We start from the raw sequence: 12,356 nt of genomic DNA, 5'->3' as shown, positions 1-12,356 counted from the left end.
ATTTTGGAGGTGTCTATGACAGAAGTACCTAGAGTCTTAACAATTCAAGACATGAGCTCCATCGGCCGTTGTGCCCTAACCGTTATGATTCCAATCATCAGCGCTATGCGTTGCCAAGCGGTTCCATTGGCAACAGCTGTATTGAGTAATCACTTAGAATATCCACACTACGAGTTTGTAGATTTATCGGCACATATGAGAGATTTTATGGACTGCTGGGATAAAAACGAAATCGACTTTCACGCTATTGTAAGTGGTTTTTTAGCATCGCCAGAACAAATTCATCTCGTGGAAGAAGCCATCGATCGCTTCGGTAACAAAGGCCAAATGATTATCGTCGATCCTGCTATGGCCGATGATGGTCGCCTCTACTCTATTTATACACCTGATATGGTAGTAGCTATGCGCCAACTTGTTTCCAAGGCTCATATTGTAAAGCCTAATTACACGGAGGCTTGTTTCTTATTAGATATTCCATTCTCTACAGATCCTATTAGCGATGATGAATTGCGTGATCGTTGCAAAAGATTGTACCAAATGGGGCCTGACATGGTTATCATGACCAGCGTACCATCTGAAACACATGCGGTTATCGCGGTCTATGATGGGCCAACTGATTATTTAAAAACTTATGATATTCCTCTTATCCCTGTGAAAGCTACGGGAACTGGGGATATCTTTACTGCTGTATTATCCGGTGCAGTAATGAGGGGATATTCACCTTATGATGCGGCAGAGTTAGCAATGAATTTTACTACCAAGGCGATTCAAGCCACAGTGGATACTGTAAAATCAATGAAGCAAGGTGTAGCCTTTGAGCTAGTCTTGCCAGAATTAACTCAACTATAAGCTATAAATAAAGGGGAACTTATGGATTTACTATATGTTGTATTACGAACACTACTCATATGTACTGTCGGTTTGCTCATTGCATTTCAAGGTCGACGTATGGGATTATCGATTTTTAATCTAACGGGACGGTTAAATCGACTACAATTTATCATATGCTTCATTGTTTTAATGATTTTATTCCACATCGTTCACTACATTGATGATCTATTCTTGGACTTTGTTGTTTCTTTACCAGCCTATTGGTTTACAAGGGTTGTTATATGGATTTTATTAGCATCCTTATTCCCATTATCCTGCATCTTATTTGGCCGTCGTATTCATGATATCGGCTTTAATGCATGGGCAGGGATTCTATGGTCGGTAATCATCATTTTCATCAATACCTATTCTGCTGTATCACCATTCAATTACTTGCTTGAACTTTTCGTATGGCTCATAGGCTTCCTATTCTGGGTATTGCCTGGTCAGCCAGAACCGAATCAATATGGTAACCCACCATTTATGCCTGTAAATCGACCAACTTATGAGTCAATGCAACAACCTAAATCAGAAACAGAACGAGAAATTAGAAAAACCGTTCGCAAACGTCGTAAAAAGCGTTAACTCATAACAGGTCCCACTTCATAAAGAAAAACGTATCTCTAGAAAGAGATACGTTTTTTCTTTACTATAAACTATTCAGTTATTTCAGCTATTTAGTAAACAATTCCTATTAATTCATGAGTAACATTAACTCAATCAATGTACAACCAATATAGGCGATAATAAACTTAACCTTTTGCTTACGCATTCTATCATCGTCAGCAATTTTAAGTCGATTTGCGAGGAACCGCTTATCACGAATTTGTAATAATAAATGTTTAATTCGCTCTTGGCTTTCATTAGCCGTATCTTCATCACAATCAGATGTAAGTGTAGCCTGCTGCATGAAGATGCGACGGTGTAACTTACGCATTTGTATCTTGATATTGTTATGCACAAATGCACTTTGCCACTGTTTACGAGAATCAAAGTACATGTACAAATATCTCGGAATATTCATAACCAAGAAGGATATAATAAAAATCCCTAAAGAAATCAAGAAATATGTAGAAAATGAGAATTCTAAAGTTTCTGTAGGCAAGTAGTGATGCAAGATAATAAAGGTAATCCACACGCCGATTGGCAACAAGAGAACGGCCGCAATGTCAATAGAACGAAGCCAGCTAGTACGGGTTGGTACATCTGGTACAGTGAATGTATCTACTGGATCGTGGAACGCATAGTAATCTAACTGTAAAACAGATTGGCTAGTACGAGGATTCCCCAATAGAACAGGGCCATTACTACCGATATGTCGTTCAGGCAAAGGTATAAATTTTTTAACTTGTGTATTTGGTAATAAATCGAACTGGATAATCCCCTTTTTCTCGAACCGCATAGTAGATCCCTTCTCACCTAATGCAATAGGATTAAAGAATATACCAAAGAGACTGAGGCACCAGTTACCTAATAAGTGTAGGATAGAGTTTAAAATAAACCCACCTGTATCTATATTATTTGTATCGAGACGGATTGCAAAAGATGATGAGTAATCATCAAACCATAAATCCTCTAAGGTGAATTCCACATTGATCACATTCCCCCATTTAGTAATAATGGATAGGAATATTTGATTGTTTGGTTCAAATTCAAACGTTACAGCGTAGAAGAACCAATGATTGCGAAGAGCAGCCCTCAACATACGATTAACGGTGTCTTCTTCTATATATAGTAAACGATGGTCGAACAAGTCTTGTTCTAATGGTGCCTTTTCCATGGTAGGCATCTTATCCACCACTGTATCATGATCAGATAATGTTTCATCCACCAAAGCTCGTAATTTGGTGAAGATCTTAGTCATAACCCCTCCAAGGGTAAAAAAACAGCTTTTGATATACAAATTATACCATATATTGCATGATTTATCGATAAAAGACTACTACATATACTATTAAATATAGGTATACATAAAGCTCCTTTTACATAGTAAAAGGAGCTTTATTACTGCAGTTTAACATTCAGCCTATTATAGTTTAATATTTATAATAGATAGTTTAACTGATATTTATTTTTATTGAATACTTGCCATAGATAGATAACAATATTCATAGAAGTGACCACGAAGGGCAATTAATTCTTCGTAAGTTCCATCTTCTATAATTTGACCTTTATCCATAAATAAGATACGGTCCATATGTTCTAATCCTTCTAACTGATGTGTAATATATAAGCATGTTTTATCCTGTACATATTCCATCAAATCACGATGCAGAGCCTTTCTCGTTACTTGGTCTAAACCTTCTAATGGTTCATCTAACAAAACAACTTGAGGTTTTCGCAAGAATAGTCGAGCTAAAGCAACCCGTTGTCGTTCACCACCACTTAGACCATGACCACCACTACCAACAATCGTATGAATACCATCTGGCAAGCGTTCCACTACAGAGCGCAACGAAGCACGATCAATAGCATACTCTAAATCGGCTTCTGAGGCATCAGGTCTTGCTAGTCGAATATTATCTTCAAAGGACGCATGGAAAATATATGTATCTTGCGTTATCGTGCCTAAAGCATTACGCCATGTATCGATAGAAATATCCTTTAACTCTACATCACCAACATGGATTGAGCCTCTGTAATCATATAATCGCTCAAGCATATTAAACAATGTAGTCTTACCAGATCCACTAGCACCAACAATAGCGATCGATTGACCTTGTTTAATGTCCAATCTAAGATGTTCATAAATACGACGATGCGCATCATAACCAAAGGATACATCGGTAAATGTAATCTCTCGATTAGCATTAAATGGTTTTGGTGCCTTTGGTTCCACTACTGGAATTGGCTCATCTGCAAGTGCTATGAGACGACTCGTAGCCACTTTACTTTCAGCACCATGATGAACGGCAGCGATCATAGGTTGTAAGGCCTCAAACCAAGCTTGTGTACCAATAGCAGCAACTGCTACCATAACACTGGCCCAAGCTCCGGTCAACGCATTGGCTGCTAATATGGCTACAATGACAACTGTAATTTGGACTCCACCTAGGAACAGCGTATTGCCTAAGTTCATGCCCCGTTCGATAATACCTTTATTAGCATCCACAGTACTCATCATATATTGAATACGATCGTATACTAACTGTTCATTACCGTAACTAATAACATCCTCCAAGCTATCCATGGTATCACTTAATAGGGATTTATATTTCCCTTGTTGAGGTCCAATCGCCGTCAACGATTGTTTGTTATGAGCATATACACCTAAAGGCAAAACTAGACCTAATATAAAGGCTGCTAAAACTATAGGCGCAACTAAACTATTATCAATCGTAGATACACCATAGGCAACTAAAATAGTTAAAGCAATGGCTGCTGCAGGCGGAATCAACGTACGCAAGTAGAAAAATTGTAGTACCTCTATATCCCCCATAATGCGACCTAGCATATCCCCTGCACCAAAACGTTTAAGAATAGCCGGCGCCAATGGTTCTAAATGAGCATAAAACCATACACGCAAACCATACAGACCTTGGAACGCCATACGATGAGATGTATACCGTTCAAAATAACGACATACAGCACGACTAACGCCAAAGAAGCGGACGCCCACAATAGCAAGGCTCAAATAAGTAAGCCCCGGTTGCAATGCAGCTGATGCCAATAACCATGCGGATACAGTTAATAAGCCCACATTCATAAATACCGTTAAGAATGTAAAAATCAAAGCTAATACTAAGGACCACTTTGCAGGACTTAGTACAGTAAATAATAATTTCCATCCTTGTACGCCCAGCTTAGAAGTTGAAACCTCAGGAGTCTGTATTGTATCTTGCCCCAAAACGTAAGCTTCTTGATGATCTACCCGAATTGAATGATCAATCTCTTCTCTATGTTCTAAGGTAAATGACTTTTCTGTCTTTAATTGTTCTTCGATAGTTGAAGAAAATTCACCTAAACCAGAGGTGATAAGGTCCTTAAAATAACCATCTACTGCAACAAGCTTCGCATAAGAACCTTGTTGAATAATACGTCCATGTTTCAAAACGTATAGTGTGGATGCCCAATGCATCGTTTGTAGACGATGACCAATGATAATGACGATTTTATTATCCATCAAACGTTTGATAGCACTGCTTATAATAGCTTCTGTTTTTACATCAAGATGTGCCGTCACCTCATCGAGAATTAACACTTGACCCTTTCGCAAAAATGCACGTACTAAGGCAACCCGTTGACGTTCGCCACCACTCAGACCCAAGCCACCTTCACTAATAACAGTATCTAGTCCATCTTGTTGTCTATTGATCACATCTAGTAACTGTACCTCTTTACAAGCTTCTATAATCTCTTCATCACTTACATTCATCCCAAAGGATAATACGTCACGCAAAGTTCCTTTCATAATATGTGGATGTTGAGATACATAGGTAATTTGTTGGCGCCACCACTCAATATCGATGTCACATAGATCAAGACCATCTATAGTAACACTGCCTTTAGGAGCAGTTAAAAATCCCCCAATAATATGGGCAATTGTAGATTTCCCTGCCCCACTTTCACCAACAAGCATGATCGGAGAATTACGTTTAGCCTCTAATGAAATATGTTGTACACCATTTTCACTATCTTCATAGGTAAAAGTTAAATCCTTAATTTCAATTGCTTGTACCTTACCTTTAAGTTGAGATTGACCACCTATAGGCAACGATGGCTGGCGATTCATAAACTCTTCGTATTTTAAAATCGAGGTCTTACCTGCCATACCCGTATGGAATGCAGCCCCCAATTGTCTAAATGGCGTATAGAACTCTGGCGCTAATAGCAAAATAAAGAAAGCTGAAAAGAATGGGATTTCACCATCCAATAATGTTAAGCCCAGATATACCGCAATCAATGCTGTACTAATAGTACTTACGAGCTCAAGAACTAGAGCAGATAAAAACGCCACACGCAATACTCGTAATGTAGAATCTTTAAACTCCTCAGATAAACGACCAATAACCTTAATTTGATCCTTGGCACGACCAAAGAGCTTTAATGTTGTAATCCCTTGCAATACATCAAGAAAATGACCAGATAAGAAGCTCATCCGCTCCCACTGTTCTTTATTTAGACGATCCGCTTGCTTACCAATTAAGATCATAAAGAACGGAATCAATGGCACTGTAATAATCAAAATGATACCAATAATAGGTAATGTATCTACAATAGCAATACCCATAATAAGAGGAATCATAATAGCATATAGGATTTGAGGAATATAACGAGCTACATAAGCATCTACTTGCTCCAATCCATCAGTAAGCATATGTATTACATCGCCATGGCGTTCCTTATGTTGCACACCAAGTTTAAACATATGCTCTAAGGCCCGTTCTCTAAAGGTTGCTTTTACCGCAGTACCTAATCGATTTGCTACGGATTCTTGTATATAATGTGCAAGCAACCTTACAATAATAGCAATTCCTAAATAGATAATGGAATACCTTTCATCATGTAAGGTATTCTCTGAAAATATAAAATTATTAATTAAGGTTCCAAAGAACCAAGCTTGCCCAACAATAGCCAAACTCTCTACTAAACAGGTTAATCCTAGTAGTAATAGCTGACCTTTATGTTCTAGCAGCGCTTTAAAAGCAGTACGCTGTATCATAGTATCCTCTATGGTAAAACTATTAAAAATATAAAATCAAATCGATTAGACTGCCCTAACTAAGTCTCAGTTAAATTCTGTTAAAATATAATCTAAGTTAGTCCAAGTGAATCTAAATTTATCAATATTATATCCATATTACCACAAAAAAGAGGCGTGCCGCTACGACACGCCTCACATTGAGACCTAAATTTTACAATTCACTAGAATTATAATTCTATTCTATTAATAGTGTAAGTCTTTTTCAGATACACGATGACGGAATGTCCAGTATACCCAGATTTGGTAAGCCAAGATAATTGGCACAAATACAAAGGCTACACAAGTCATCAAAGTCAATGTGTAAGTAGAGTTACCTGCATTTGCAATAGTTAAGCTCCACTCAGGATTCAAAGAGGAAACCATGATGCGAGGGAACAAACCAGCAAAGTAAGCAGCCGTTACAGAGATAACGGATAAGGAGCTGAATACAAAGCCCCATTTTGTATTTCGAGTACGTGCTGCGCCCCAAGAAATGAGGAAGAACACGATTGCCAACGCAAAGCAAACAATTGCCAATACAGAGTTGAACAAATCTGTAAATACATAAGTTGCACCTACCAATGCTAATGCACCGATAGCTGTAGGAACACCTACTACCAAGGAAGCTGCACGAGCGCGTTCGGAAACAGCACCAGCAGTTTTGATAGAAGTGAACAAACCACCATGGTATGTGAATACCAAGATAAACGCAATACCGCAAAGTACTGTGTATGGGCTTAATAAATCAAAGAATGTGCCTACATAGGTCATGCTTGCATCGATTGGAGTACCTTGAATCAAGTTACCAACCGTAACACCCCACAATAATGCAGGAATCAAAGAACCAAAGAAGATGCAGTAGTCGAAAGTTTTACGCCATAACAAGTTAGGGCTTTTGGAGCGGAATTCGAAGGATACGCCACGGATAATAAGAGCCGCAAGCATCAAGAATAACGCCAAGTAGAAACCACTGAACAATGTAGCATATACATTAGGGAAGGACGCAAATAATGCACCACCTGCAGTAATCATCCATACCTCATTACCGTCCCATACAGGACCTAAGGCATTGATCATTTGACGACGTTCAACGTCAGTTTTGCCGATGAATGGTAATAAAATACCAGTACCATAGTCAAAACCTTCTAATAAGAAGAAGCCAGCGAATAGTACAGTAATTAAAATAAACCATACCACTTCAAGGTTATTAAAAATTAATTCCATAATCTCGCCTCCTCTTTTTCAACTACATCATGAGATGGATTGCCATCCGGACCTTTTTTGATGTGTTCTACAGCAAGGTAGATAGCCGCAATAGCTGCTATGATATACACAACTGTAAAACCGATGATAGTAGTCATAATTTCTGGAGCTGTAACGGCTTTAGAAGCACCGTCTACAGTCAATTGTAAACCATGTACAAGCCATGGTTGACGACCTGCTTCTGCTACAAACCAACCTGTGGAATGAGCAATGAATGGCAATGGCAATGTCCAGAACATAATTTTCAAGAATGTGCGATTTCCAACTAATTTGTCTTTTGCATTAAGGATGAGACCTACGAATGCAACAAGTAACATAATGGAACCAGCGGCAACCATGATACGGAATGTCCAGAAGATTGCTGGAACATCTGGAATATAGTTACCAGGACCGTATTGAGCCTCAGATTTAGCTTGAAGATCTTTGATGCCTTCTACTTTACCAGATGTAAAGGAGTTTTGAGTCAAGAAGGATAAACCACCAGGGATTTCAAGAGCACTAGTATTCTTTTGAGCTTTAGTATCAATGTTAGCTACCAAAGAGAATGGAGCAGGATCTTGTGTTTCCCACAATGCTTCCATAGCAGCCATTTTCATAGGTTGTACTTTTGTAATGTATTGACCTTGATGATGGCCCGCCAAAGCGCCTAAAGTACCGAATACAAGAGCAATAACCATGCCCCATTTAGCGGAACGACGGTAGAAGTCTGTCGCATTGTTGCGCAATAAGTGCCAAGCACTGATGGCCATGATAATTACGCCTGCTGTTAATAGACCATTCAACACAATATGGAAGAATTGACCTGGTACATAGCCGTTTTGAACAATTGTTAAAAAATTATCCATTTCTGCACGGCCATTACGGATTACATAACCTACAGGATGTTGCATAAAGGAGTTGGCTACGAGAATCCAGAACGCAGATAGGTTAGTACCTAATGCTACCAACGTAGCCACAAGAGCATGAGCAGTTTTATTTAATCGGTCCCAGCCGAAGATCCATACACCCATGAATGTAGATTCCAAGAAAAATGCCATTAATGCTTCAAGGGCTAATGGAGCGCCGAAAATGTCACCCATAAAACGAGAATATTCTGCCCAGTTCATACCGAAATGGAATTCCTGAACAATACCAGTTACCACACCCATAGCAAAGTTAATTAGGAACAATTTGCCCCAGAATTTTGCCATTTTTTTGTATACTTCTTTACCAGTAGACACATATGTCCACTCCAAGATAGCTACAGTCACTGTCATGCCTAGTGTGAACGGCACAAACAACCAGTGATAGATAGATGTTAGCGCAAATTGTATTCGAGCTAAATCTACAGCTTCAAACATGTGTTTTCCTCCTTAGAATAAAATACCTACATCACTTGATGAGCTTTTACCAAAATCTTGTATCATTGAGCTTGTAAATATGGTAAGGATTCAGACTCAATCAACTGTTCACGTTGAGCAAGAGTTTTAAAGTTAACCTTCTCCAACTGATTGATCAATTGGTCCTGAACCTTCCCCATAGCTTCATTGATAGCACAATGCCCCATACAAGATTTAGAGCAAGAACCTACATCATATAAACACCGTTGTAAATACGCATCCCCTTCTACCGCTCTAATTACATCGAGCAATGAAATCTCTTGCGGTTCTCGATTGAGAGCAAACCCACCATCTACACCGCGAAAGGATTTCATAATCCCAGCTGCAATGAGACTACGCATAATCTTGAGCAAAAATCGTTCTGGAATCAATTCTTGCTCAGCCAATACAGAACCCGTTAGCTTCGTTCCCGAAGGTAAGAGCGCCATATGTAAGACCATGCGAAATGCATAATCCGTGGCCTGATTTAACTTCATAAGGTCTCCTTTCTCGTGCACTCGGACAAACGTATTACTAAATCTAGTATAATCGAAATAAAACAATACTGCAATGGTATTGTTTTAAATATTGAGAATTAGCATATATAGATTTTAAGCCTATAAATTAGGTTATACCTGAATATTTTTATATCCATAAAATCACTTTTTGATTTATATTATCAAAAAAGACTGCCCACGTATGAGCAGTCTTAATTTATTATTTTGTAATTTCACGAACAAGATGTGCCATTTCAGGAATGATGAGTTTACTCATCGCCAAAGTAACAGCACCTACAGAGCCAGGAACAGAGAACATTAACGTATTATTGTTGACACCAGCTTCTGCACGAGATGCCATCGCCTTAGTCCCAATATCTTCTGTATAAGATAAATATCTAAAGATTTCCCCAAAACCAGGGATATGTTTCTCATAGAGACTATTTGCCGCTTCAATTGTTACATCGCGCTTAGCAATTCCCGTTCCGCCTGTAGAGATGATAACATCAATAGATTCATCATTACACCAAGGAATCATAGCATTTCTAATTTCGTCATAATCATCAATAACGATTTTGCGATCTGCCACGATATGGTCTGCTTGTTCCAAAAATTCTTGAACTTTATTGCCGCCCTTATCAGTTTCAAAGGTACGTGTATCAGAAACTGTTAAAATAGCAACACGCAAAGGTCTTGCTAATACTTCGTAAGACATAATTCCTCCTAGAATAACGGTATAATAGATGCTAATGTAGGCCATCCATTATCGCGTAAAAAATCACGTAATGACCATGTATAGTGAATGAATGGTGCACAATGTAGGCGTAACCAGAACGATAAGTACGGTGTGTCACCTTGGAATATAGCCAACCGATTTAAGGCATATAAATTATCGCCTGGCTGTACTGTACCTGGTTGTACTGTGAAAGCCATTTTATAACCAGATTGTTTACTTACATATTGAACGAGCTTATCATTAAACCCACCAGGATATGCTAGATACTCAATAGGCTCACCCAAAATCCCCTCCAAAGAAGTCTTCCCACCAAGAAGAGCATCCGGTAATTCGGTAGGATCAATTTTTGTTAAGATTTTATGATGATTTGTATGGCCTTGAATATCAAATCCACCCGCTTCCATTTGGTGCATTTGTTCTGTAGAAACAAAACCAGGCGTATTAGCTGCATCACTAATCATAAACAAGGTAGCCTTCATGTTGTATTCCTTTAAAATAGGCAATACATTTTTATAGTTATCTACATAGCCATCATCAAAGGTAATCACAATTGGCTTATCTGGTAATTCAGTACCGTTTTGTAAGTAATCATACAATTGATCTAAAGTAATCGTATTATACCCATGATTATGGAGATATTCCATCTGTTCTCTAAACTGATCAACATGAAGCGTCAAAGCAGAGTGCTTTTCATCATTCACTTGGTGATAGTTTAGTACAGGGACACCATAAATCTTATAATCAGTAGACAGCCCCCACATAACGCCAAAAGAGATAGCTAAAATTGCAATACATATTGTGAGAAAACATAATATTTTTTTAATACAGCTCTTGCCATATTTATACATATAAACTAATCACTCCAATCCACTTAAGCATATAATGAGAATATCACACATACCTTGTATTATCAAGAAAATCCCGCACAAGATATTTATAGTAATTCATTATTTTCATTTAAGAAATTTATAAGGTTATGCTCAAATAGTACTCTATCGCAATATATGTAATATATAAATATCATAAGGAATAAAAACATACATAAATCAATAAAACAACATACAATAAAAAAAGACACACCCTCAGGTGTGCCTTTAGCTTAATCAGCGGCTTCCTATCACACTCGCCCATGTTAGTATTAAAAATAGTCTTTTAATGTACGATACTGATTGTAGGGCTTCGTCGAACCTGATGCAATGGACGTACGCGTCGCTGCGCTCCTTTACGCCCTATTGCCCTAGGTTTCACACGCCGTCTGACACGGACACGTACATAGATAGTACCTCTACAACATTAACTGGAGACGGCTCTAGCAGGTAAGAAAGCTGTGCTCGTTAGAGCACAAAAATAGAGGGCCAACCCTTTAGGGTTGACCCTCTATTTTATGCTTAATCAGCAGCTTCCTATCCTCCCAGGCCGTCTCCAGCCAAGTACTTTCGGCGTTTATGAGCTTAACTACTGTGTTCGAGATGGGAACAGGTGGATCCTCATAGCCATCGCCACTGAATCTGTCAGAGTTTGTACTCTGAAAACCACATAGAAGTTATATATTTTTGTTGCACATGTCTGCTTAATGTTTTTATTTAAGTAAAGCCCTCGATCTATTAGTACCAGTCAGCTCCAAACCTCACGGCTCTTCCACACCTGGCCTATCAACCATGTCGTCTACATGGGATCTTACTAGCTTATGCTATGAGAAACCTCATCTCAAGGCTGGTTTCACGCTTAGATGCTTTCAGCGTTTATCCGTCCCGAACGTAGCTACCCAACTGTACCCTTGGCAGGATAATTGGTACACCAGCGGTTCGTCCACTCCGGTCCTCTCGTACTAGGAGCAGCCCCCTTCAAGTTTCTTGCGCCCGCGAGGGATAGGGACCGAACTGTCTCACGACGTTCTGAACCCAGCTCACGTACCACTTTAATCGGCGAACAGCCGAACCCTTGGGACC

At 38.9% G+C, this 12,356-nt stretch carries 9 protein-coding genes and 2 rRNA genes; 2 read left to right on the top strand and 9 right to left on the bottom strand.

Translation table 11 applies throughout. The annotated features are described in order from the left end of the window. Window positions 1–15 precede the first annotated feature (15 nt). Both VCHSUH04_RS08155 and VCHSUH04_RS08150 read left to right on the top strand, forming a co-directional pair. Window positions 16–849, top strand: coding sequence for a pyridoxamine kinase (locus VCHSUH04_RS08155; protein WP_005387198.1), 834 nt, complete (start codon window positions 16–18; stop codon window positions 847–849). A gap of 21 nt (window positions 850–870) precedes the next feature. Further along, complete coding sequence (locus VCHSUH04_RS08150) at window positions 871–1,455, top strand: DUF805 domain-containing protein (protein ID WP_105086139.1); 585 nt, start codon at window positions 871–873, stop codon at window positions 1,453–1,455. Between the two features lie 109 nt (window positions 1,456–1,564). Here the strand turns inward: VCHSUH04_RS08150 and VCHSUH04_RS08145 are convergent, their stop codons facing one another. From VCHSUH04_RS08145 to VCHSUH04_RS08105, 9 genes are all read right to left on the bottom strand, one after another. Next, the gene (locus VCHSUH04_RS08145) at window positions 1,565–2,734 is read right to left on the bottom strand and encodes a hypothetical protein (protein ID WP_105086138.1); all 1,170 of its coding nucleotides are present in this window, start codon (window positions 2,732–2,734) and stop codon (window positions 1,565–1,567) included. A gap of 210 nt (window positions 2,735–2,944) precedes the next feature. After that, the gene (gene cydD / locus VCHSUH04_RS08140) at window positions 2,945–6,532 is read right to left on the bottom strand and encodes a thiol reductant ABC exporter subunit CydD (protein ID WP_105086137.1); all 3,588 of its coding nucleotides are present in this window, start codon (window positions 6,530–6,532) and stop codon (window positions 2,945–2,947) included. A gap of 225 nt (window positions 6,533–6,757) precedes the next feature. After that, complete coding sequence (gene cydB / locus VCHSUH04_RS08135; protein WP_105086136.1) at window positions 6,758–7,777, bottom strand: cytochrome d ubiquinol oxidase subunit II; 1,020 nt, start codon at window positions 7,775–7,777, stop codon at window positions 6,758–6,760. Beyond that, on the bottom strand, window positions 7,768–9,156 hold the full coding sequence (locus VCHSUH04_RS08130) for a cytochrome ubiquinol oxidase subunit I (RefSeq protein WP_105086135.1): 1,389 nt from the start codon (window positions 9,154–9,156) through the stop codon (window positions 7,768–7,770). Before VCHSUH04_RS08130 ends, cydB begins: the two co-directional genes overlap by 10 nt. 62 nt (window positions 9,157–9,218) lie before the next feature. Beyond that, window positions 9,219–9,671: an Rrf2 family transcriptional regulator gene (locus VCHSUH04_RS08125; RefSeq protein WP_105086134.1), complete on the bottom strand. Its 453-nt coding sequence runs from the start codon at window positions 9,669–9,671 to the stop codon at window positions 9,219–9,221. Window positions 9,672–9,891: 220 nt separating this feature from the next. After that, window positions 9,892–10,386, bottom strand: coding sequence for a molybdenum cofactor biosynthesis protein B (locus VCHSUH04_RS08120; protein WP_105086133.1), 495 nt, complete (start codon window positions 10,384–10,386; stop codon window positions 9,892–9,894). A gap of 8 nt (window positions 10,387–10,394) precedes the next feature. Then, window positions 10,395–11,255 (bottom strand): polysaccharide deacetylase family protein, encoded by an 861-nt coding sequence (locus tag VCHSUH04_RS08115; RefSeq protein WP_105086132.1) that lies wholly within the window; start codon window positions 11,253–11,255, stop codon window positions 10,395–10,397. A gap of 542 nt (window positions 11,256–11,797) precedes the next feature. Then, window positions 11,798–11,914, bottom strand: a 5S ribosomal RNA gene (gene rrf / locus VCHSUH04_RS08110). A 77-nt stretch (window positions 11,915–11,991) separates the two neighbouring features. Next, a 23S ribosomal RNA gene (locus tag VCHSUH04_RS08105) occupies window positions 11,992–12,356 on the bottom strand; the annotation flags it as partial.

The sequence above is a fragment of the Veillonella sp. T14073-2 genome (assembly GCF_002959875.1).
Taxonomy (GTDB): Bacteria; Bacillota; Negativicutes; order Veillonellales; family Veillonellaceae; genus Veillonella; species Veillonella infantium.
Note: the sequence above shows the minus strand (reverse complement) of the source record. Positions and strands in the feature narration are given on the sequence as shown.

Bases quoted from the DNA above. Each gene is read 5' to 3' on its own strand.
- VCHSUH04_RS08150 (WP_105086139.1), top strand. From the start codon at position 871: ATGGATTTACTATATGTTGTATTACGAACACTACTCATATGTACTGTC.
- cydB (WP_105086136.1), bottom strand. From the start codon at position 7,777: ATGGAATTAATTTTTAATAACCTTGAAGTGGTATGGTTTATTTTAATT.
- VCHSUH04_RS08145 (WP_105086138.1), bottom strand. From the start codon at position 2,734: ATGACTAAGATCTTCACCAAATTACGAGCTTTGGTGGATGAAACATTA.
- cydD (WP_105086137.1), bottom strand. From the start codon at position 6,532: ATGATACAGCGTACTGCTTTTAAAGCGCTGCTAGAACATAAAGGTCAG.
- VCHSUH04_RS08120 (WP_105086133.1), bottom strand. From the start codon at position 10,386: ATGTCTTACGAAGTATTAGCAAGACCTTTGCGTGTTGCTATTTTAACA.
- VCHSUH04_RS08155 (WP_005387198.1), top strand. From the start codon at position 16: ATGACAGAAGTACCTAGAGTCTTAACAATTCAAGACATGAGCTCCATC.
- VCHSUH04_RS08115 (WP_105086132.1), bottom strand. From the start codon at position 11,255: ATGTATAAATATGGCAAGAGCTGTATTAAAAAAATATTATGTTTTCTC.
- VCHSUH04_RS08130 (WP_105086135.1), bottom strand. From the start codon at position 9,156: ATGTTTGAAGCTGTAGATTTAGCTCGAATACAATTTGCGCTAACATCT.
- VCHSUH04_RS08125 (WP_105086134.1), bottom strand. From the start codon at position 9,671: ATGAAGTTAAATCAGGCCACGGATTATGCATTTCGCATGGTCTTACAT.